This window comes from Actinomadura viridis (assembly GCF_015751755.1).
GTDB lineage: Bacteria > Actinomycetota > Actinomycetes > Streptosporangiales > Streptosporangiaceae > Spirillospora > Spirillospora viridis.
This window is the reverse complement of record NZ_JADOUA010000001.1, coordinates 8,078,727-8,099,378: the sequence shown is the minus strand read 5'-3', so window position 1 is coordinate 8,099,378 and position 20,652 is coordinate 8,078,727. Positions and strand designations below refer to the sequence as shown.

Genomic DNA, 20,652 nt, shown 5'->3' with positions numbered 1-20,652 from the left:
CGGTCACTACCTCCCGCGGCGTCCGCGGTTACCGCCTCCGCTGGCGTCCTCGGCGTCCCCGAAGGTCCCGGCCATCCTGGCGACGCCGTCCTTCATCTTCTCGACGTTCTCGCTGACCGTGATGAGCAGCTTGAGCACGTCCTGCGCGTTCTGGAGGTAGTCCTGCTCGAACGCCTTGCCGGTCTCGTCGGCGCCCCAGCACTTGCCCTCGGCCTGGAGGGCGGCGTCGAGCCTGGACTGGGCCTGGCGCAGGTCCCGCGCGCCGTCCTCGAAGCCGCCGCCGGCCTGCTTGAGCGCGTCCCGCTCTACCCGGAGTTCGCGGGTCATTTGCCACGCAGCCCGTAGCGCGCCTTGACCGCCTCGATGTCGGTGAGGTCGGCGGGAAGCAGCTTCTCGTAGTCACCGTCGAGGACCTCCTCGGGGACCGCGCCCGCCATCACCTCCCGGCGCTGCTCCCCCACCTGCCGGACCGCGTCCTGGGACGCCTCCAGCACCGCCTCGGCCAGCTCCTGGGAGGCGAGCTTGCGGTACACGCGGGGGTCGAACTCGACCTTGGTCAGCTCACCCTGGGCCCCCACCGTGACCTTGACCATCCCGTCCGCGGCCTCACCCGTGGCCCCCAGCGCCGCCACCTTGGCCTGCATGTCCTGTAGCTGCTGCCGCTGCTCCTTGTACCGCTCGAGCAGCTCGTCGATGTGCGCCTGCCATTCCTCGCGCATGCAGCAGAACCCCTAACAGACGGACCGACCCCCGGGAGCGCCCGCAATCGGAGATCACGGGCATAGGCTGGCTCATCTTCTCGCCAGCCTCTATACGACGCAACCTATTCATCGCTATGTGCCAAAATCCATGAACATCGGCGACATGACCGGCTGGACGCGTGCTCCGGGGTGATGAGACGCGCGTCCGTCCCGTCTGGTTCGCTCCCATGACCAGGAACGTGTTCCGCACTCCGCGCCGAGAACCCCGCGGGCTCGCGGCCGAGGGACGGCGGCCGGAGATCAGGAGCGACGTGACGGGCGATCATAGGAGCCGAGCGCAATTCGATCGGCCGGGGGCCGGCCTCGGCGCGAGAACCCTCACATCTGTTGGAGCACGAGTGACGGACGACGGCCCGCCGCAGGAGAACCCCGAGCCGCCCACCCGGCCGGCGGCCCCCCGGTTCCTCGCACCGGACCAGCGGCTGGACGGCTCGTCCCGCCCGCCCGACCGCGAACCCGCGGACGCGTCGGTCGCGGACGAGGCGACGGCCCCGGTCGAGGCGAACGCAGCGGACGCAGCCGACGCGGCGGGCGGAGCGGACGATGCCCGGCCGGGAGAGCGTCTCTGGCGCCGCCCGGTCGTCCGGTGGGGCGCGTCGGCGTCCGCGGTGGTGCTCCTGGGCGGCTTCGCCTGGTCGGTGCTGCGGGCCGAGCCGTCCCCTCCGGCTCCCCCGCGGTACGTCTCGCTGCCCGAACCGTGCTCCACCCTGTCCCAGGACACCCTCCGAAGCCTGACGCCGAAGGCCCAAACCCGGAAACCCTCCCTCCAGGGCGGCACGCCGGGCGAGCGGCGGGCCGAGTGCGAATGGAAGGAGCCCCTCACCACCGAGGCCGGGCGCACCCTGAGGTCGCACCGGCTCGTCGTCGGCGCGCGCCTGATGCTCGACCACGAGGGGAGGACGGGAACGGCCCGGGCCAAGGAGGGGTACGAGAACGAGCTGACGGCCGCCCGCGGTGGTACGGGACGGATCACGGGCGGTCCCGCCCGGTTCGAGCTCGATTCGCCCTTGCCGCTCAGGGGAATCGGAGACCAGGCCTTCGTGCGGCCGACGCAGACCGACGGCGCCTTCGTCCGGAGCAGCAAGGCCGTCGTCACGGCCCGGGTGCACAACGTGCTGCTCACGATCGAGTACGCGGACACCGTCCAGCCGCTCGACGGGGACGGCCGCTCCAAGGACGCCGAGGCGGCCCCGATCGCCCCTCCCACCGCCCGCGCCAATGCCGAGAGGGCGGCCCGCGACGTGACGGCGGCCCTGGCGGCCTGCTCGGCCTGCGTGCGCCGATGACCCGGCCGGGCCCGTGCCCGCGGTACCCCCACGGGGACGGGCACGGCCCCGGCTCAGGCGAACGCGCCCTTCTCCGTCTCCTCGATGAGATGGTCCACGACGGCGTGCAGGTCCGCGCGCCCGGCCTCACCCCGCCGTCGGCTCCGTTGCCGCCGAGCCCCGTCCCCGATCTCGCCGAGCCGCCGGAGCCAGCCGGTGACGCGGTCGAGGTCGCCGTGCTCCTCCAGTCCGGGCCGGGCGGTTTCGAGCAGGCGGCGGGCGACTTCGGTGACGGGCACGACCTCGCCCGTGCGGACGTCGATCCCGGCGCCGGTCGCTCCGTCCCGTGCCGCCCGCCAGTAGGCCAGGCGCATCAGCTCCGGCTCCAGGACCGGTCCCGGGTCCCCTCGTTCGACCGCGGGCAGCAGGCTCACCGCCAGGGCCCGCACCAGCGCGGCGTATGCCGCCGACTCCGCCGCGGTCATGGGGATGTCGGCGGCGCGGATCTCCAGCGTCGGATGGTGCGCGGAGGGGCGGATGTCCCAGTAGACGGTGCGCTCGTCGATGAGCGCGCCGGCCTCCCGCAGGGTCGCGATGAGCCGGGCGTAGTGGGCGGCGGAACGGAAGTGGGGCGGAGGTCCCGCGACCGGCCAGCGGCTCCACAGGAGCGTCCGCCAGCTGGCGTACCCGGTGTCGCGTCCGGCCCAGTACGGAGAGTTCGCCGTCAGGGCGATCAGCGCGGGGAGGTGGGGGCGGAGGTGGTTGCTCATCAGCACCGCCCGCTCGCGATCCGGCATCTCCACGTGGACGTGCACGGCGCAGAGGTTGTACTCGTGCAGGAGCCCGCGCACGCTCGCGCGGCCCTGCTCCTGCCTGGGGCCATGGGGAAGGGGGGACGGGATCGCGTCCCCCACCACCGGCGTCCCGCTGGCGACGATCGCGAGCCCGTGCTCCGCCGCGGCGGAGGCCAGGCAGGAGCGTCCCTCCCCGATCTGCCGGGCGAGTTCGGCGGCCGTGGCGCAGGGCCTGGTCCGGGTCTCCACCTGGAGTTCGGTGTCCTCCCCGACGATCCGGGAGCCCAGCACCTTCCTCGCGTGGGCCACCACGGCCCGTGCCCGGGGCACCACGTCGCGGCCGGCCGGATCGACGACGAAGAACTCCTCCTCGACCCCGAAACGCATCCGCGCGGCCCCTCTCACCCTCGCCCGGACGGTGGTGAGAGGGAGGCCGGGCGCTGCTCCCCGATCAGCCTTGCCAGCCCTGGGGCGGGCCCTGGCCCTGCGGTGGGCCCTGGCCCTGCGGTGGGCCCTGAGGCGGCTGCTGGTACGGCCCGCCTGGATGCCCTTGGGGAGGCTGGCCGTAGGGGGACGGCGCCTGCGGGCCGTTATCGTACGGCCCCTGCGGCTGCCCCTGCGGCATGTGCGCCGCCTGCGGTGCCCCTTGGAAGGGACCCGGGTTCGCCTGCCCGAACCCGGGCGGCGGTGGAGAAGACCCGGCCGCCCCCCGCGGGCGACGCCGCTTGGAGCGCAGCAGCGAGAACACGCCGATCACCACCGCCAGAGCGATCACCGCGAGGGCGATCCCGAGGTACACGCCCTTCGAACCGGACGACTCCTCCTTCGCCGGTGCGGCATCCGGCTTGCCCGCGGTCGCCGCCTTCTGGGCGCCGAGGACCTTGTCCAGCCGTGCGTACACAGGGTTCGGCGCGTTGGCCGGTACCTGCTGGGAGAGCGCGTTGCGCAGGCTGAGCGTCCCGTAGCCGAACCGGTTGTCCTTACCGGGAGGGCCGAAGTCCTTGGCGGTGTTGGTGGCCAGCTGAACGATCTGCCGGGCCGACTTCTCGGGGAACCTGCTCCGCAGCAGGGCGAACGCGCCGGCCGCCAGGGCCGTGGCGTGGCTGGTGCCCGCGCCGTTCGGCCAGACCCTGCCGTCCTGGCTCAGCGCGGGGATGTTGACCCCCGGCGCGGAAAGGGTCACGTAGTCCTGGCGCTGGGTCTTCTCCCACGCCTGCCCCTTGTTGTCCATCGCGCCGATGGCCACGACGCCCGGGCACGAGGCGGGATATGTCGGGTTGTTGGAGGTGTTGCCCTCGTTACCGGCGGCGGCGACGACGATGACGTCCTTCTTCGCCGCGTACGCCACGGATTCGAGTATGTCCTTCGGGCACAGGTTCGGGTGGGTCCCCGCGGAGGACCCCTGCGAGATGCTGATGATCTTCGCCCCGTTGTCCACCGCGAACCGCATCGCCGAGGGCGTGGACGAGTCGGAGACGCCGGGCGAGGCCAGCGGCATGATCTTCGCCTCCGGCGCCACCCCGGTGAAGCCGGTCTTCACCCCGCGCGACGCGATGAGGCTGGCCATGCCCGTGCCGTGGCCGAACTGCGATCCGCCCTCGGTGTCCCGCCGGCCGTCACCGCTCGAACGGTAGGACTTGCCGGGAACGACCGCGGCGCGCATGTCGGGAAGCTGCGCGTTCACCCCGCTGTCGAGCACCGCGACGGTCACGCCCGCGCCCTTGGTCTTCGGCCACACCAGCTTCTCGATGGCCCAGCTGTTGAACCACCACTGGCGCTGGCCCAGCGGCGAGGCCTCCGCCGCGGTGGCCGGGGCCACGGCCAGGCCGACCGCCAGCGCGGCCGAGGTGAACCGAAGGAGCCTTCGCACGTCCTCACCCTTCCTCACGCGATGCGGGCGGCGGGATCGCTCCCGCCGCCCTCAGCCGCGTCCTTGCTCGCAGATCAGCCGATCACCGGAGGCGCGGTGTCGTCGTCCGCGCCCCAGACGTCCTCGTCCTCGGTCAGCCAGGTCTCGCGCTCGCGCTCCTGCTCGCCCTGGTTGCCCTGGCCGGCGCCGCCCATCGGCATCCCGCCCATCGGCATGCCGCCCATGCGGCCGGCGCCCGCGCCCGCGCCCGCGCCCCGGAAGGCGCCGCCGCCGAGACCGGCCGCGCCCAGGCCGCCACCGGCACTGCCCAGCCCGCCAGGACCGGCACCGCCCGGGAAGTTGCCGCCGCCGCCTCCGAGACCGCCACCGCCGCCGCCGGGCGGCATACCGCCCGGGTCACCCATGCTCGACAGGTTGCTGCCGCCGCCGGCGCCGCCGAACGACGCGCCGCCTCGATCGCCGAGCCCGGCGAGCTGGCTGGATCCGGGAGGGGTGCCCGTGTACGAGCTCGGGTCCAGGTGCGGGTTCCTGTTGTTGTCGAGCGAGGCGAAGGGGCTGCGGTCCCCGTCGGGGAACTTGCCTCCGTCCGGCATGCCGCCGGGGCCACCGCCGCCGGGGAGCTTGCCGCCCCCGCCGGGGCCGGGGCCGCCACCGCCGCCGGGAGGGCCGCCAGGGGGCGGGGTGTTCTCACCCAGGCCGTCCGGCAGGTCCTGCTCGACCTCCTGCGGCACGTTGTTGTGCGACTGGGCGGTCCGCATGAAGAGCCGCTCGAGCTTCTCCTTGGCCCACCGGTTGTCGTCGGAGTCGTCGTCGTCCCAGCCGTCTTCCATCGTTTCACCGACGGACTTGTAATGCGGGAGGATCTCCGTGCCGTACCACTTGAAGGAGTTCGACGTCGCCAGGCTCTTGTCCGACATCTTGGCCGAGGTACGGTGCACCTGGCCGAGCTGGTCCAGCGCCTTCTGGGCGTTGTCGCCCTTCCAGTGCTTGATCAGCTTGTCGGCGTACCCCTCCAGCTTCCGGGTGTAGTCCGCCAGCGCGTTGGCCGCCTTGATGTACTCCGTGGACGCGTCGTTGACGACCCCGGGGTCGATCTTCTTGAAACGCTCTTTGACTTCGCTGAACTTGGTGCCCTCGGGAGCCTGAGCGTTCTCGTTGGCGCGATCCTGCCAGACGTTCTTCTTGATCCAGTTCTCAGTCATGGTCCTTGCCTTTCACAGTCACACCCGCACCCCCAGAACCCGCGCGGAAGCGGGACGGTGCACCGCGATCCACTTCGTCACCCCAGTGAGTTCGCCCCGTCCGGTACACCTTGCGACAAAGCGATACACGCAGGCTCGGACGCCGACGTCAGATGTCGACGCCCCCCTCGACCTGCTGCTGAGTCCTGTTCTCGCCACCCTCGTAGGACTCGTAGGTGGCCTTCAGCTTCGCGGCGACACCCTCGATGTTGGCCAGGATGTCGTCGAAGTACTCACCGAAGACCGTGCTGGCATTGGTGGCCATGTTGACCCACTGCTGGCCGACCTCTCCGCCGCCCACCTTCTCGACGGAAAAGCCCTTGAGTCCCTTGACCCCCCGCAGGCGGTCGGTGAGGTCGTTGAGGTCATTGATGATGGTCGTGCGGAGGGCCCGCAGTTCGTCCGGATCGACCTCGAACCCGTCCTCCGCATTCTTTCCCCACTGGCGGCTCGGGTCGTTCTCACGCTTCTGCCCCTGATAGCCGGCGAGGTCGGGGGCATTCTGCGTGCTGGTGATCGTGTACTGGTGCCTCAACTCGGGATGGTCATCGAGCGTCCCATCCGCTTTGTGCTGCTGGTAAAGCTGCTCGACCTCTTGGGGAGAATAATTCTTCAGGCACGTGTTGCAGGTGCACTTGTAACTTGTATCGGCGTCTTGGCTGTAACCGCCCATTGCTCACCTCCAGGAGTTTCCGTGGGACGTCGAACCGTCGACCGGCGACGACGCCGTGCGGCCCCGGCGGGTCCGCACGGCGTCGTCCGCCGGCCGGTCAGCCGCCCCAGATACCCTGGTTGCGCCGCTCGGCGGCGGTGTAGTTGGTGTGCGCGTCACCGATCACCATCCCCAGCTGGTTCAGGACGGTGCCGATGTGCTGGGCGGCCTTGTCCCACTCACGCTTGTGGATCCAGTAGGCCTCCACCGCGTTCCCCTCCCACCGGGAGAGCTTGCTCTCGAGGTTCTTCTCGAGGTCGTCCAGCTCGTCGGTCAGGGCGCGGTAGGCCAGGGTGAAGTCCGCCTGGGCCTGCTGCAAGGCGGGCATGTTCGCCCTCTGGTAGCTCATCTTGCGAATCCTCCGAAGTTCAGATCCAGTAGGTGTGATCAGGTGGTGCCGTTGAGCAGGCTCGCGATCTTGTTGGCCGCGTCCTCCTGCTCCTGCTCGGTCGCCTCGTACTGGATCTTGGTCTGCACGAGCTTCTCGTGCATCCCCTCAAGCTCGCGGAGCACCTTGCCCATCTGAGTCTGGAAGTCGTTGAAGACCCGGTCGAACGAGCCTGCCGCCATCCCCTCCCAGCCGGCCATCAGCTGCGCCTTCTGGCTGTCGAGCTTGGTCTGCAGGCCCTTGACGACGCCCGCGGACGTCTCGATCCGCTGAGCGGCCTGCGCCATGGCCTCTTTGTCGGCTGCGGACACCTGGCTCATGTTTCACCTCCGTGGCGACGTTGATCACGCGGTCCTACCTGCCCCCGTCACGACCAGCCGCATGTCTCGGCAGGAGGGGACGCCTCCGGTGACCCAAATTACTGACTAACGATAGAGGTCAACTCAGACAATGTCGAGCGAAAAGGCCAACACAGCACTCCCGCCTATTCATCTGAACCTCTCGACACCCACGCCCGGCCCCCGCCTCCGTACTCCTACCCGGCCCTTCGCACCGGCGTGGTCGCCGCCTTGGGATCAAGTGCGGGACCTGCGGGGATGAGATGTAGGACACTCGCGGGAACCGGAGCGGCCTTCGCTGCGTCATATCCAAGATTGGCCGCAATTTCGGCCGAGGGAATGGCGTAGCGAATGCCCTGATCATTGATGATGGACAGGGAACCGACGGCACCGGCGGCGCCGGCGCCCGGCGCCAGCCGCACCAGCGAGGCCCCGCCCGGCGGCAGGACGAGCTGGTCGACGGCCGCGCCGCCCCCGGAGGTGCCGACGCCCAGCGCGGTCACCGACGGCGGCGGCAGCTGGCCGCCGAGGGTGAGCTGCGCGGTCGTCGAGGTCCCGCCCGAGTACACCGCGCACAGCGGCTCGGTGGTGGTCCACTGGACGAACTTGGGCATGGTCGCCGGCAGCGCGTCGCTGTAGAGCCGGGTCCGGGACTGCGTCGCGGTGGCCGACGGCATGTCGGTGGGCAGCGCCTCGGCGAGCCGGCCCGGATAGGCCGCCTTGGTCGCCGGGTCGCTGAGCAGCAGGCGTGCCTGGGTCCCGGAGATCTGCGCAAGGCCGTCGTCGAGCGTCACGTACCAGTTGGTGCCCCCGCCGGTGTCGGCCTTGAAGATCTGGCCGACCCGGGCCTCCTGGCCGCCCGGCCCGCGGACCTGGCGGCCGCGCTGCCCGGGCACCTGCGGCGCCGCGAAGTCGCCCGTCGCCGGGATGGAGTTCAGCCATGCGGGCGCGACCTGGGCGGGCTGGGCGCCGCCGGTGAGGGCGGAGACCTGCGCCGGCGGGAGCCGCAGGCTCATCCGCCGGTCCTTCCAGATGACCCAGCTCTGGCCGGCCGCCTGGACGACGAGGGCCTCGCCGGCCGGCAGCGTACGCCCGCCGACCTTGCGGCCCGCGGCCAGCGCCGTCATGGGCCTGCGCACGCCGGTGCCGCCGTCGGCCTCGCGGACGCACACCGACCAGGGGCCGCGGATCAGCTGGTCGGCGGCCGGGAGCGAGTCCGGAGCGCCCGCGATGCCGATCATCGGGCCGCGCTCGAACTTGTTCAGGGACTTGCGCGACACCGAACGCGGCTTGGTGCCCTTCTTGTTGAGGGCCAGCAGCGCCGAGGCGTAGTTGGCCACCGGCAGCAGCTTCCTGGAGTTGGTGTCGTAGATGTACTTGGTGCCGGTCTCCTTCTCGATGATGATCGTGTCGCCCTTGTCCAGCCCCTTGGCACCGCCCGGCCTGATGAGCCCCACGATGGCGAAGACGCCGATGAGGACGATCGCGAGCGTCGCGCCCCCGAGGACGCCGACCGACAGGCGGCGCATGGGCGACTCGGCGACGTCGGGCTCCCCCTGCAGCAGGGCCAGCCCGACGCGCTGCATCATCAGGCGATGCGCCTGGTAAAGATCTCGACGGCTCTGCATCAGCCGTTCACCCCGCAAGCCCGCGCACGCGCGCGTAGATGTCGAGCACGGCCAGCGCCAGCGGGATCAGCGCGATCACGACGATCATGTCGATGATGTCCCCGGCGCGGCCCCAGAACGGGGTCGGGCGGTTGTCGGGCAGCCACAGGGACATGGCCACCACGATGCCGCCGACCAGCAGCAGCGGGAGGAGGCCCGCGGCCAGCGCGACGAGCTGCCCGTGGTTCAGCGCGGTGTCGACGGCCAGCAGCCCGAGCCCGGTGAGCCCGGCGACCATCAGCCAGGCCCGCTGGGCGACGCTGCGGAAGACCCTGGAGCGCAGCAGCAGCGACAGCGACAGCGCCGCCATGGTGGAGGGGGCGGCCCACCCTCCCGCGCCGAACAGGAACAGCAGGGCGCCCAGAGAGATCATCGCGATGCAGGCCACCAGGCCGGTCGCGTACCTGTCGGCGGCGGCGGTGCGCGAGAGCACGGAGCGGCCGTCGACGGTCTCGGTGTCGTTCTTGAGGTCCTCGGCGTTGGTGGGGATCGGCGGCAGCGGCAGCCGCGCGAACCGGAACGCCAGCGAGGGGACCGCCGCGGTGAACGACAGCGCGATGACCGCGAGGAGCGCCGCCAGGCCGGCGGGCTCCAGATCCGGTACGAAGAAGGCGACGAGCGAACCGGCCACGCCGAGCAGCGCGGCGATGGCCGTGCCCAGGAAGACCGGCAGGCCGTCCACGACGATGAAGGCGGCGAGGAAGGCGCCGAAGGCCAGCACCCCGAAGCCCGCGAGCATGTGCGGGGCGCCGAGGTCGTCCAGCTGGAGGGTGGAGCGGGCCGGCGCGAGGAGCCCGGCCAGGAACGCGTACGGGAGCGCCGCGTACCCGAGGACGGCGCCCGCGCCCGAGTCGCCGAGGGCCCGGGACAGGGCCCCGGCCGCGATGAGCGTGATCAAGGCCACCACGGCGGCGGAGATCGCGGGAAAGATCCAGGACGGCCCGGACAGCGCGATCACCACGGCGCCGACCGCCAGCGCCGCACCGGCCACGCCCAGGCCGAACGAACGGGTGGTCGTCGGCCGCCAGCGGTCCGAGCGTTCCCGGATGCCGCTGGCGATGACATCGGCCACATCGTCGAACGCGAGCTCGGGCAGCTGGGCCGACCGCGGCCGGAAGTAAAGGATCTCGCCGTCGCGCACGCCGAGCGCCGCGAGGTCCTGGGCGGGATCGAGGGGGGCGTCGTCCAGGCGCTGCAACACCCAGCCCGAGTGGGCCAGCCCCGCGTCGGCGAGATTCTCACCGGCCGCGCGCAGCAGGGTGGGCAGCATGTAGGAGAGCGGCACGTCGGTCGGCATCGACAGATCGACACGGCGCCGTGGCGCGACGATGGTCACCCTGCACAGCGGGGGGGCAGCCGGCGAGTTCACGGGTAGTCCATTCCTCCCTGATCTTGACACCTGCTGTTCACAGCGCGGAGCCTAGGATGTTCGCCCGGACCGAGCGAGAGCAACCGCTAGATTCTGGACCGAACACCACACGGCGTGCCAGAACTCGCCGCTCGGTCATGCAGGCTCATGGAGGAACCCCCAGGTGAGTACCATCCTCGTACGGCGGCAGCAGCGCAGACAGGCCCCGCCGACGCCCAAGGGTGAGATCCTACTGGAGTCGCCCCCCGAGCTCCCCGAGCAGCAGAGCGGCGGATTCCAGCAGGTCCTGACCTTCGTGCCGATGATCATCATGCCGGTCATGATGGGGCTGATGTTCCTGGGCGGCGGCACCCGGAATCCCATGATGATGATCAGCAGCGGCGGTATGGCGCTGGCGATGGGCCTCATGATGGTCGGCCAGCTGGGCCGCGGGTCGGGCGAACGCAAATTCAAGCTGAACGGCGCCCGCCGGGACTATTACCGCTACCTGGGGCAGGCCCGGCGCAAGGTCCGCAAGGCCGCCGAGCAGCAGCGCGAGGCGCTGGAGTGGAACAGCCCGCCGCCGGAGTCGCTGTGGTCGCTGGTCATGAGCGCCCGGCTCTGGGAGCGGCGCCCGACCGACAAGGACTTCGGCAACATCCGGATCGGGTCCGGCTCGCAGAAGCTCGCGGTGCAGCTGATCCCGCCGGAGACCAAGCCCGTCGAGGACCTGGAGCCGATGACCGCGGGCGCGCTGCGCCGGTTCGTGCGGGCGCACTCGACGGTGCCGAACCTCCCGATCGCCGCGTCCATGCCGTCGTTCTCCCGGATCGTGCCCGCCGGCGACCCCGACGTCGCCCGGGGCATGGTCCGGGCGATGGTCGTCCAGCTCGCGACGTTCCACTCCCCCGACGACGTCCGGATCTCGGTGTGCGCGAGCCGGGAGGCCCTGCCCCACTGGGAGTGGGTCAAGTGGCTGCCGCACTCCATGCATCCCACCGAGCACGACGCCGCCGGGCCGGTCCGGCTGATCGCGCCGAACCTGTCCATGCTGGAGGCCATGCTGGCGGGCGAGCTGAAGGACCGGCCGCGGTTCACGCCCGGGCTCTCCCCCAACGACCTGCCGTACCACGTGGTGATCGTGGACGGCGGGCAGGTCACCCCCGACTCCCAGCTCGGCGCGGACGGCATCGAGGGCGTCTGCGTGATCGACATCAGCGGGGCGGTGACCCCGGTGGCCGACAACCTGATGCTCCGCCTGCGGGTCGCCGCGGACAAGATGGCGATGCTGCGCCGCGACCGGACGGGCAAGGACGTGCCGACGATGCTGGGCCGGCCGGACCGGCTCACCGTCGTGCAGGCCGACGGGCTGGCCCGCCAGCTGTCGCCGCTTCGGGCCAGCGCCGCCGCGAGCGGCGGCGGGGAGGAGATGGACGTCCTGTCGGCGTCCACCACGCTGACCACGCTGATGCAGGTCGGCGACCCCCGCCTCCTGGAGCCGCGGACGGCCTGGCAGCCGCGGGCCCCGCGCAACCGCCTGCGCGTGCCCATCGGGGTGAACCCCGAGGGCCGGCCGGTCGAGCTGGACATCAAGGAGGCCGCGCAGGGCGGCTTCGGCCCGCACGGCCTGTGCATCGGCGCCACCGGCGCCGGTAAGTCGGAGTTCCTGCGCACCCTGGTGCTCGGGCTGGTGATGACCCACTCCTCCGAGACGCTGAACTTCGTCCTGGTCGACTTCAAGGGCGGTGCGACCTTCCTCGGGATGGACGGGCTGCGGCACGTCTCGGCGATCATCACCAACCTGGAGGACGAGCTCCCGCTGGTCGACCGCATGTACGACGCGCTGCACGGCGAGATGGTCCGCCGCCAGGAGTGGCTGCGGGCCGCGGGCAACTACGCCTCGCTGCGCGACTACGAGAAGGCCCGGGAGCAGGGCGCGCCGCTCAAGCCCATGCCGACCCTGTTCATCGTGCTGGACGAGTTCTCCGAGCTGCTGTCGGCCAAGCCCGACTTCGCCGAGCTGTTCGTCATGATCGGCCGGCTGGGCCGGTCACTGGGCGTGCACCTGCTGCTGGCTTCGCAGCGCCTGGAGGAGGGCAAGCTGCGGGGACTGGACACCCACCTGTCGTACCGCATCGGCCTGCGGACGTTCTCGGCCGCGGAGTCGCGCGTGGTGCTGGGCGTGCCGGACGCCTACGAGCTGCCGCAGGCCCCCGGTCACGGCTACCTCAAGGTCGGCACCGAGACGATGACCCGGTTCCGGGCCGCCTACGTCTCGGGCCCGTACGAGCCGGAGCCGGCGGCGGACCAGCAGGCCCGCGGCGACGCCCCGAAGGCGGCCCCGCAGATCGTGGCCTTCGGCGCCGACTACATCCAGCCGCAGGTGGTCGAGCAGCCGCAGCAGGGGCAGCAGGCGACGCCCAAGCGGGACGACGGGCCCAAGGAGAGCCTCTTCGACCTGGTGGTCAAGCGGCTCGTCGACGCCGGGCCCGAGCCGCACCAGATCTGGCTCCCCCCGCTGGACGAGCCGGGGACCCTGGACCAGGTGCTGCCCAACCTCCAGCACACCGAGGAGCACGGCTTCACCACCGCCGGATGGGACGGCCGGGGCCGCCTGCACGCCTTCGCCGGCATCGTGGACCGCCCGTTCGACCAGCGCCGCGACCCGATGTGGCTGGACCTGTCCGGCGCGGCCGGGCACGTGGGCATCGCGGGCCAGCCGGTGAGCGGCAAGTCGACGGCGCTGCGCACCCTGATCAGCTCGCTGGCGCTCATGCACACGCCCCAGGAGGTCCAGTTCTACTGCCTGGACTTCGGCGGCGGCTCGCTGGCCGGGCTGGAGGGCCTGCCGCACGTCGGCAGCGTCGCCACCCGGCTGGACCCCGACCGGGTCCGCCGTACGGTCGCCGAGGTCGCGGGCCTGATGGAGGCCCGGGAGCGGCTGTTCACCGAGCGGGGCATCGACGGCATCGCCGCGTACCGGCGGCTGCGGGCGGCCGGGGACATCCCCGGCGACGGGTTCGGCGACGTCTTCCTGGTCGTGGACAACTGGCTGACGCTGCGCTCGGAGTTCGAGCAGGTCGAGTCCACCATCACCGATCTGGCCGCGCGCGGCCTCGGCTTCGGCATCCACGTCGTCGCGGCCACCAACAAGTGGTCGGAGTTCCGCACCGCCATCCGCGACCTGTTCGGCACCCGGCTGGAGCTGAAGCTCGGTGACCCCTACGAGTCGGAGATCGACCGCAAGATGGCGGTGAACGTCCCGGAGGGCAGGCCCGGACGCGGCCTGAGCCGGGAGGGGCTGCACTTCCTGACCTCGCTGCCGCGCATCGACGGGCGGACCACGAGCGAGGACGTGTCCGACGGCCTGCGCCACCTCGTCGAGACGGTCGCCGCGAGCTGGCGGGGACGGCCGGGCGCGCCGCCGGTGCGGATGCTGCCGGGCCTGTTCCCGGTGACGCAGCTGCCGCAGGCCGCCGACACGGGCAAGCCGATCCCCATCGGGATCGACGAGGACACGCTCTCGCCGGTCCTGCTCAACTTCGAGCAGGACCCGCACTTCATCGTCGTCGGCGACAACGAGTGCGGCAAGTCCAACCTGATGCAGCTGCTGGCCCAGTCGATCAAGGCGCGGAACACCCCGAACGAGGCGCGCCTCATCATGGTCGACTACCACCGCGCCATGCTGGACGTGGCCGAGGGCGACCACGTGATCGGTTACGCCGCCGCGCCCGCGGCCGCCACCGGGCTGCTGAAGGACATCAACGGGGCCCTGGTGGCCCGGCTCCCACCGGCCGACCTGACCCCCGAGCAGCTCCGCAACCGCTCCTGGTGGACGGGGTCGGACCTCTACCTGCTCATCGACGACTACGACCTGGTGGCGACCCCGTCGGGCAACCCGATCGCGCAGATCGCCGAACTGCTGCCGCAGGCCCGCGACATCGGCCTGCACGTGATCGTGTCCCGGGCGATGGGCGGTGCGGGCCGCGCCATGTTCGACCCGGTCATCCAGCGCCTCAAGGACATGGCCAGCCCCGCGCTGATCATGTCGGGCTCCAAGGAGGAGGGCGCGCTGTTCGGCGACGTGCGGGCCCAGCCGCTGCCCCCCGGCCGCGGTACCTTCGTCGACCGCCGGACCGGCAAGAGGCTGATCCAGACCGCCTTCATCGGGGAGCAGCCGAACGGCTGATCAGCGGCGCAGGGCGGCCCCGGCCGCGGTCGGTGACGGCCGCGGTCGGTGACGGCCGCGGCCGGGGTCGCGACGGTTGGCACGGGCCGCGACGGTTGGCGGGGGCCGCGACGGTTGGCGAGGGCGGGCGGCTCGTGCCGCTCAGCCCTCGCCGCCGCCGGTGGACCGGGCACGTCCCGGCCGCCAGCCGCGCCGCCGCCCGAGCGGGATGACCGCCCCGCCGAACGCGACGGCCAGGGCCAGGATGACCGCGCCCACGGCGATCCCGGCGCCGATGCCGCGGGTGCGGTGGTCCACGGGGGGCCGCCCGCCGATGTCGATCGCCCCGGCGGCGGCCCGGGGGGCGGCCTGCCCGGCACCGGGGTTCACCAGCCCCGTGACCGCCTGCATCGGGCTGATCATGCCGCTCCCGCTGCCGGTCCCGTTGTCGCCCTCCGCGGTGGCCTTGATGCGCTGGATGACCTGCTGGTAATTGAGGTTCTTGTGGCGGGACCGCACCAGGGCGGCCACGCCCGCGGCGTACGGCGCCCCGAAACTGGTGCCGCCCAGGCCGCCGATGTAGCCGGTGGGCCCGGTCGAGATGATGTTCGCGCCCGGCGCGGAGACGTCGACGCGCGTCTTGAGGTTGGAGAAGTCGGCGATCGTGCCGTTCTCGTCGGCCGCCGCGACCGAGAGCACCCCCGGGTAGCTGGCCGGGTACGCCTGCTGCTCCTTACCGCGCTGGTCGTCCTGGACGTTGCCCGCCGCGGCGACGATCAGGGCGTCCTTCCGCTGGGCGTACCGCACCGCCCTGCGCAGCTCGGGGGTGTCGGGCGCGGCCACGGAGACGTTGATGACCTGGGCCCGGTCGGCGGCCCACATGATCGCCTTGGGCAGCAGCGTGTTGTCGTTGGTGCTCTCGCCCGAGGTGAACTTCGCGTTGACCAGGCGGGCACCGGGCGCCACCCCGACGAAGGGCACGCCACGGGACTGCCGCTGGTCGGCGGCGGCGATGATGCCCGCCACCTCGGTGCCGTGCTGGAAGCAGTCCTCGGGGGTGGTCTTGGTGGCGTCGAAGTGGGCGACGACACGTCCGGCCAGCTGCGGATGCCGGGCGCTCACCCCGCTGTCGACCACCGCGACGGTCACGCCCTCGCCCCGGGTGACCTTCCACGCCTCCTCGAAGTCGAGGCGCCGCTGTGGCCATGGCTGCTGGGTGATCTGGGAGGCCGGCTGGCCCTGTGCCGGATTGCACGCCGGCGCGACGGCCGGTGCGGCCGGTGCCGCCCATACCGGTGGCGCGAGCGCCGAGGTCAGCACGACACAACCGGCACCGGCCACGAGTCCCGCTACTCGCATGCCCCTACTCCCCTGACACCCGCCCGACAGCACCACGACTGTAAACGCTCCCGGACGAAACGCGTACGGGCCGCGGTGCCGCGGCCTCACGCGGTCCGTTCACCGGGCGCTCCCGATCCTGGCGAGGGCGTCGTTGATCGCCTGGGTGAGGATCTCCATCTGGTGCAGGCCCTCGTCCTTCGGCTCCTGGCCCGGCTCTCCGGAGGGCGCGCCCTCCGCGCCGCCCTCGGCCTCGGTGCCGCCTCTGGCCTTGGCCGCACCCTTCGCCGCGCCCTTGGCCGCACCCTTGGCCGCCTTGGTCTTCGCCGGGCCTTTGCCCTTCGCCGCGCTCTTGCTCTTCGCGGCGGCCTTCGTCCCGGTGTCGCCCGCCGCGGAGGGCCGCGGGCCGGGCCGGGCCGCGTCCAGTGCCGCGTCGAGGGCCGCGTTGACCGCGGCCACCAGCCGCTCGCCCAGCTCCTCCGGCGGAAGGCGCAACGCCTCCGGGTCCAGCTCCACCCGCGCGAGCCGGCCGCGCACGGCGGTGGCCTTGACCCGCCCGTCCGCGTCCGCCCCGACGCCCTCGGCGGTCTCCGTACCAGCGGTCTCCGTACCAGCGGTCTCCGCACCGACGTGCTCCGTACCGGCGGCCGGCGCCCGATCGGCGCGCATCGCCTCCAGCGTCTCGCGGGCCTCGGCCAGCACCCGGTCCAGGTCCGCGCTTGAGAACTCGGTCAATCCGGCCATCTCCTCCGTGATCGCCCCCGGTACCGAGGGAGCATAGCCACCGGGGCGCTCACACCCGTGCGGAACGTACCGTTCAATGAGGGCGTTTCCCGCAAAGCACCGGCCCCGCGGCCCGCACGAAGCGGGACGCGGGGCCGGGAAGCCTCGCGGATCGGACCGCGCGGCCGGGCGCCGGGCCGGCGACCGATCTCAGATGGCCACCTCGAGGGCGGCGACCTCGCCGGTCTTGGCGGTGACGGCGTTGTCCACGCTCACACCGCCGGCGGCCAGCACGCGCACGGTCCAGTCGCCGTCGGCGGCGAAGAACCGGAACACGCCCTCGTCACCGGTGACGACCTCGGCGGTGAACTCGCCGGTCGAGTCGAGCAGCCGGGCGTAGGCGCTGGAGACGGGGGCGCCGTCGCGGGTGACGGTGCCCTGGATGACGGCTTCGTTGGCCAGGTCGACGGTCGCGGGAAGATGCGCCGTCTGCGCGGGCGCTGCGCAGCCCTGGGTCATGTTTGTCCTCCTTCTCCGTGAAAACGGATGATCTGCTCCGCCGGGAACGGCGGGGTCCGCTGGACGGGCGGAAGGGTGGTTACTTGGCCTCGCCGAGCTCGATCGGGACGCCGACGAGCGAGCCGTACTCGGTCCAGGAACCGTCGTAGTTCTTGACGTTCTCCAGGCCGAGCAGCTCGCGCAGCGCGAACCAGGTGTGCGAGGAACGCTCGCCGATGCGGCAGTAGGCGATGGTGTCCTTGCTCAGGTCCACGCCGGCCTCGGTGTAGAGGGCGCGCAGTTCCTCGTCGGACTTGAACGTGCCGTCGTCGTTGGCCGCCTTCGACCACGGGATGCTGCGCGCGGTCGGGACGTGACCGGCCCGCTGCGCCTGCTCCTGCGGCAGGTGCGCCGGGGCCAGCAGCTTGCCGCTGAATTCGTCGGGCGAGCGGACGTCGATGAGGTTGTCCTTGCCGATGGCGTCCACGACCTCGTCGCGGAAGGCCCGGATGCTCAGGTCCTGGTCCTTGGCCTTGTACTCGGTGGCGGGACGCTCGGGCACGTCGGTGACCAGCTCGCGGGAGTCCAGCTCCCACTTCTTGCGGCCGCCGTCGAGCAGCTTGACCTTGTCGTGGCCGTACAGCTTGAAGTACCAGTAGGCGTAGGCGGCGAACCAGTTGTTGTTGCCGCCGTAGAGGATCACCAGGTCGTCGTTGGCGATGCCCTTGGCGGACAGCAGCTGCTCGAAGCCGGTCTTGTCGACGAAGTCGCGGCGGACCGGGTCCTGCAGCTCGGTCTTCCAGTCGATCTTCACGGCGCCACGGATGTGGCCCTTGTCATAGGCGGACACGTCCTCGTCGACCTCGACCAGGACGAGGCCGGGGGCGTCCAGGTTGGACTGGACCCATTCGGCGTCCACCAGGACGTCGGAGCGGCTCATGCGGGAACCTCCCTGTTGCGGATCTTCGTGGTGATGCGGCGGATCAGCGGATACATCTCGCAGCCGAGGCAGAACCCGAACACCGCGTTCAGGAACGCCGCCCCCAGCGCGCAGGCGGTGGCACCGATGCCGAGCCAGGGGACCCCCAGGGCGTAACCGACCATGCCGACCAGGGCGAATCCGAGGCCGACGCCCTGGGCGAACCGGGGCGGGGCCGCGTCCTCCAGCTCCCCCGGAGGGGAGAGCCGGGGCCGGATCAGCACCCGGTAGACCAGCCCGTACGGCGCGTAGCGGAGACCGAGGAAGGTCGCGAGCGCGAACACCACGGCCTGGGCGGCGAGCAGCAACCAGCTTCCGGTGACCAGGACCGCGATGAGCATCACCGACGTGACGGCCGCGGCGAAGCGCTGCCCGCGCGGATCAACCTGCATCGGGGCTCCTGGCGGAGAAGATGAGTGCGTACGAGCGAGAAAGTCGAAATGCTCGGGAAACGGCGGGGCTCGATGCCTCAGGCCATGCGACAGAGCGAGGCGGACACGCGGCAGAAGTCGACCGCGCGTCGCTTCGTGAGCAGCTGCTCTGTCCGGTAACGCACGGTCCGATGGTAAGCCGACGAACGTGGCGCTGTCACATCCGTCTCGGCTTTCGAGACGGTGACATCGGCCTCGGCGCAGGTCAACGCGGTCCCGTTCACGTGATGGCCAGGCCGAGGGCGGCGATCACATCGGCCTTGCGCGGCTGTCCGGAGGCCCTCTGGACGATCCGCCCGCCCGCGTCCAGGACCAGCACGGTGGGGGTGCGGACCACGTTCAGCCTGCGGACGAGATCGAGGCGGGCCTCGGCGTCGATCTCCACGTGCGCCACCCCGCCGACCATCCCGGCGACCTCGCCGAGCACCCGCCGGGTGGACCGGCACGGGGCGCAGAACGCGCTGGAGAACTGCACGAGGGTGGCCCGCTCACCCAGTTCGGCACCCAGGTCGGAGGGGCCGATCCGGTCGTCGCCCCGGTCGTCGCGCTGTTCCACGGCGCGCAGCCTCCCATCGCGGGACCGCCTCACCAAACCGAACGCGCCTGCCGCCGCGAGCACGCTCACCGCCACGAGTGCGCCTTCGAGTTCCACCCCCGGTCCAACCGCGCCGATTCACGGACTCTTCCCGACTTCCACCAAGGAATCGGTTGGCACGGCCGGAATCGGGCCCATGACCGTGGCGTGCGATCAGGCGGGAACGGTCACCAGGGGACGGCCGTCCACGGTGACGACCTCGAACGAGTACAGCTGGTCGCGCGGGATCATGGTGGAGCTCTCGTACACGCCGACGCCCTTCCTGTACGCGACGTACCAGCTCCCTAGCGGGTCCCTGCGGCCGTCCCGGGCCACCGCGTACCACCGGCAGCGCTCCCCGTACGTCGCGCCTTCCAGACGCAGCTCGACCTTGGTGCCCCATTTCCTGCTGTAGACCACCACCTCGGCCTTCACCCGCCGGCTCGGGTCGCCGGCGACGAGCCGTTCGCCCCCCGGGCCCGTCGAGACGAGGGGCGGCGCCGTGGGGGCGGGGGCGGGCGGGGGACGGTCACCGGTCAGCGAGACCACCGCGCCGCCCGCCACGCCGCCGGCCAGCAGCAGCGCGCAGGCGGCGGCAGCCGCGGGCAGCCACCGCCGCCCGGCACCCGGGGCGGGGCCGCGCCCGGAGAGAGCGCCGGGCAGCGCGTCCGCGACCCGGCCGCGCCACCCCCGGCGGCCCTCGGCGGCCTGCGCGAGCAGCGCGTCGAGGAGTTCCGGCGGCGGGCCGGCGACCTGGGCGATCTGCGTCTCGTTCACCCGTCCCAGCAGCGCCGGCATGCCCGCCAGCCCGGCCAGCTCGTCGCGGCAGGCCGGGCAGCCCTCCACATGCGCCTCCAGCCGGGCCCGCTCGGCCGGATCGATCGCCCCGAGCACGTACACCCCCAGTGAGGCGCGCGCCTCCGCGCAGCCGTTCACGGTGCCAGCCCCCGCTCCTCCAGGGCGAGTTTGAGGGCCCGCAAGGCGTAGTACGTCCGGGACTTCACGGTGCCCGCCGGGATGCCGAGCGCCTTGGCGGCCTCGGTCACCGACCGGCCCCGGTAGTAGGTCTCCACCAGCACCGCCCGGTGCTGCGGGCTGAGATCGGCCAGCGCCTCGGCCACCGTCCACGACTCCAGCGCCCGGTCGATGTCGTCGGCCCCGGCCGGGATCATCGCCACCTGCTCGTCGATCCCCGTCTCCGGCGGGCGGGACCGGCGCGCCCGGTGCGCGTCCACCACCAGGTTGCGCGCCACCGTGAAGAGCCAGGGCCGTACGGGACGCCCGGAGAGCGCCTCGGGATGCCGCCAGGCGCGCAGCAGCGTCTCCTGGACGACGTCCTCGGCGTGGAGCCGGTCGCCGCCGGTCAGGCGAAGCACATACCCCAGCAGAGGGCCGCCGTGCTCGCTGTAGAGAGCACGCAGCAACCCCTCGTCCGCGGTCCGGCCCACACCATGAACACGTACGGCGGTCCCGGGAGGTTCACGGCCGCCCGGCCTTGCCGGCCGTGATCCGCTTCACACCCTGGGAAATCGGGCGGGCGAGGCCGGTGACCGGTGG

At 72.0% G+C, this 20,652-nt stretch carries 20 protein-coding genes; 2 read left to right on the top strand and 18 right to left on the bottom strand.

The features are described from left to right. Positions 1 to 6: 6 nt before the first annotated feature. Both IW256_RS36860 and IW256_RS36855 read right to left on the bottom strand, forming a co-directional pair. Positions 7 to 327, bottom strand: a complete 321-nt coding sequence (locus IW256_RS36860) for a hypothetical protein (RefSeq protein WP_197015348.1) — start codon at positions 325 to 327, stop codon at positions 7 to 9. Next, positions 324 to 719 carry a YbaB/EbfC family nucleoid-associated protein gene (locus tag IW256_RS36855; protein WP_197015347.1) on the bottom strand — a complete coding sequence of 132 codons (396 nt, stop codon included), beginning with the start codon at positions 717 to 719 and terminating at the stop codon, positions 324 to 326. Before IW256_RS36855 ends, IW256_RS36860 begins: the two co-directional genes overlap by 4 nt. Before the next feature lie 380 nt (positions 720 to 1,099). On the opposite strand from IW256_RS36855, the gene IW256_RS36850 reads away from it, so the two are divergent. Continuing rightward, positions 1,100 to 2,047, top strand: coding sequence for a hypothetical protein (locus IW256_RS36850; RefSeq protein ID WP_197015346.1), 948 nt, complete (start codon positions 1,100 to 1,102; stop codon positions 2,045 to 2,047). 53 nt (positions 2,048 to 2,100) lie between these two features. On the opposite strand, the gene IW256_RS36845 is transcribed toward IW256_RS36850, so the two are convergent. From IW256_RS36845 to eccD, 8 genes are all read right to left on the bottom strand, one after another. Beyond that, on the bottom strand, positions 2,101 to 3,207 hold the full coding sequence (locus IW256_RS36845) for a carboxylate-amine ligase (protein WP_197015345.1): 1,107 nt from the start codon (positions 3,205 to 3,207) through the stop codon (positions 2,101 to 2,103). A gap of 64 nt (positions 3,208 to 3,271) precedes the next feature. After that, positions 3,272 to 4,690, bottom strand: coding sequence for a S8 family serine peptidase (locus IW256_RS36840; RefSeq protein WP_197015344.1), 1,419 nt, complete (start codon positions 4,688 to 4,690; stop codon positions 3,272 to 3,274). Between the two features lie 74 nt (positions 4,691 to 4,764). Beyond that, positions 4,765 to 5,892: a hypothetical protein gene (locus tag IW256_RS36835; protein ID WP_197015343.1), complete on the bottom strand. Its 1,128-nt coding sequence runs from the start codon at positions 5,890 to 5,892 to the stop codon at positions 4,765 to 4,767. A 148-nt stretch (positions 5,893 to 6,040) separates the two neighbouring features. Next, a complete protein-coding gene (locus IW256_RS36830; protein ID WP_197015342.1) occupies positions 6,041 to 6,604 on the bottom strand; it encodes a hypothetical protein in 564 nt (187 codons plus the stop codon). Between the two features lie 97 nt (positions 6,605 to 6,701). Continuing rightward, positions 6,702 to 6,992, bottom strand: coding sequence for a WXG100 family type VII secretion target (locus IW256_RS36825; RefSeq protein ID WP_197015341.1), 291 nt, complete (start codon positions 6,990 to 6,992; stop codon positions 6,702 to 6,704). A 38-nt stretch (positions 6,993 to 7,030) separates the two neighbouring features. After that, positions 7,031 to 7,351, bottom strand: a complete 321-nt coding sequence (locus tag IW256_RS36820; protein ID WP_231404078.1) for a WXG100 family type VII secretion target — start codon at positions 7,349 to 7,351, stop codon at positions 7,031 to 7,033. 215 nt (positions 7,352 to 7,566) lie between these two features. Then, positions 7,567 to 8,997, bottom strand: a complete 1,431-nt coding sequence (gene eccB / locus IW256_RS36815; protein ID WP_197015340.1) for a type VII secretion protein EccB — start codon at positions 8,995 to 8,997, stop codon at positions 7,567 to 7,569. Between the two features lie 7 nt (positions 8,998 to 9,004). Beyond that, complete coding sequence (eccD, locus tag IW256_RS36810) at positions 9,005 to 10,372, bottom strand: type VII secretion integral membrane protein EccD (protein ID WP_307829416.1); 1,368 nt, start codon at positions 10,370 to 10,372, stop codon at positions 9,005 to 9,007. A gap of 196 nt (positions 10,373 to 10,568) precedes the next feature. Between eccD and eccCa the strand changes: the two genes are divergently transcribed. Beyond that, positions 10,569 to 14,573 carry a type VII secretion protein EccCa gene (gene eccCa, locus IW256_RS36805; RefSeq protein ID WP_197015338.1) on the top strand — a complete coding sequence of 1,335 codons (4,005 nt, stop codon included), beginning with the start codon at positions 10,569 to 10,571 and terminating at the stop codon, positions 14,571 to 14,573. Positions 14,574 to 14,714: 141 nt separating this feature from the next. Here eccCa and IW256_RS36800 read toward each other — a convergent pair whose 3' ends face one another. From IW256_RS36800 to IW256_RS36765, 8 genes are all read right to left on the bottom strand, one after another. Next, complete coding sequence (locus IW256_RS36800) at positions 14,715 to 15,911, bottom strand: S8 family serine peptidase (RefSeq protein ID WP_197015337.1); 1,197 nt, start codon at positions 15,909 to 15,911, stop codon at positions 14,715 to 14,717. Between the two features lie 99 nt (positions 15,912 to 16,010). Then, positions 16,011 to 16,625: a hypothetical protein gene (locus IW256_RS36795; RefSeq protein ID WP_197015336.1), complete on the bottom strand. Its 615-nt coding sequence runs from the start codon at positions 16,623 to 16,625 to the stop codon at positions 16,011 to 16,013. 198 nt (positions 16,626 to 16,823) lie between these two features. After that, positions 16,824 to 17,132 carry a DUF1416 domain-containing protein gene (locus tag IW256_RS36790; RefSeq protein WP_197015335.1) on the bottom strand — a complete coding sequence of 103 codons (309 nt, stop codon included), beginning with the start codon at positions 17,130 to 17,132 and terminating at the stop codon, positions 16,824 to 16,826. A gap of 79 nt (positions 17,133 to 17,211) precedes the next feature. Further along, positions 17,212 to 18,051, bottom strand: coding sequence for a sulfurtransferase (locus IW256_RS36785; RefSeq protein WP_197015334.1), 840 nt, complete (start codon positions 18,049 to 18,051; stop codon positions 17,212 to 17,214). Beyond that, positions 18,048 to 18,482, bottom strand: a complete 435-nt coding sequence (locus IW256_RS36780; protein WP_197015333.1) for a DUF4395 domain-containing protein — start codon at positions 18,480 to 18,482, stop codon at positions 18,048 to 18,050. Before IW256_RS36780 ends, IW256_RS36785 begins: the two co-directional genes overlap by 4 nt. 259 nt (positions 18,483 to 18,741) lie before the next feature. After that, positions 18,742 to 19,077: a TlpA family protein disulfide reductase gene (locus IW256_RS36775; RefSeq protein WP_307829314.1), complete on the bottom strand. Its 336-nt coding sequence runs from the start codon at positions 19,075 to 19,077 to the stop codon at positions 18,742 to 18,744. Between the two features lie 192 nt (positions 19,078 to 19,269). Then, the gene (locus IW256_RS36770) at positions 19,270 to 20,031 is read right to left on the bottom strand and encodes a zf-HC2 domain-containing protein (protein ID WP_197015332.1); all 762 of its coding nucleotides are present in this window, start codon (positions 20,029 to 20,031) and stop codon (positions 19,270 to 19,272) included. After that, positions 20,028 to 20,543: a sigma-70 family RNA polymerase sigma factor gene (locus tag IW256_RS36765; RefSeq protein WP_197015331.1), complete on the bottom strand. Its 516-nt coding sequence runs from the start codon at positions 20,541 to 20,543 to the stop codon at positions 20,028 to 20,030. Before IW256_RS36765 ends, IW256_RS36770 begins: the two co-directional genes overlap by 4 nt. Positions 20,544 to 20,652: the final 109 nt, after the last annotated feature.

Coding starts and splice junctions, on each gene's coding strand:
- IW256_RS36785 (WP_197015334.1), bottom strand. CDS start 18,051: ATGAGCCGCTCCGACGTCCTGGTGGACGCCGAATGGGTCCAGTCCAAC.
- IW256_RS36800 (WP_197015337.1), bottom strand. CDS start 15,911: ATGCGAGTAGCGGGACTCGTGGCCGGTGCCGGTTGTGTCGTGCTGACC.
- IW256_RS36845 (WP_197015345.1), bottom strand. CDS start 3,207: ATGCGTTTCGGGGTCGAGGAGGAGTTCTTCGTCGTCGATCCGGCCGGC.
- IW256_RS36820 (WP_231404078.1), bottom strand. CDS start 7,351: ATGAGCCAGGTGTCCGCAGCCGACAAAGAGGCCATGGCGCAGGCCGCT.
- eccB (WP_197015340.1), bottom strand. CDS start 8,997: ATGCAGAGCCGTCGAGATCTTTACCAGGCGCATCGCCTGATGATGCAG.
- IW256_RS36835 (WP_197015343.1), bottom strand. CDS start 5,892: ATGACTGAGAACTGGATCAAGAAGAACGTCTGGCAGGATCGCGCCAAC.
- IW256_RS36780 (WP_197015333.1), bottom strand. CDS start 18,482: ATGCAGGTTGATCCGCGCGGGCAGCGCTTCGCCGCGGCCGTCACGTCG.
- IW256_RS36860 (WP_197015348.1), bottom strand. CDS start 327: ATGACCCGCGAACTCCGGGTAGAGCGGGACGCGCTCAAGCAGGCCGGC.
- IW256_RS36825 (WP_197015341.1), bottom strand. CDS start 6,992: ATGAGCTACCAGAGGGCGAACATGCCCGCCTTGCAGCAGGCCCAGGCG.
- IW256_RS36855 (WP_197015347.1), bottom strand. CDS start 719: ATGCGCGAGGAATGGCAGGCGCACATCGACGAGCTGCTCGAGCGGTAC.
- IW256_RS36790 (WP_197015335.1), bottom strand. CDS start 17,132: ATGACCCAGGGCTGCGCAGCGCCCGCGCAGACGGCGCATCTTCCCGCG.
- IW256_RS36830 (WP_197015342.1), bottom strand. CDS start 6,604: ATGGGCGGTTACAGCCAAGACGCCGATACAAGTTACAAGTGCACCTGC.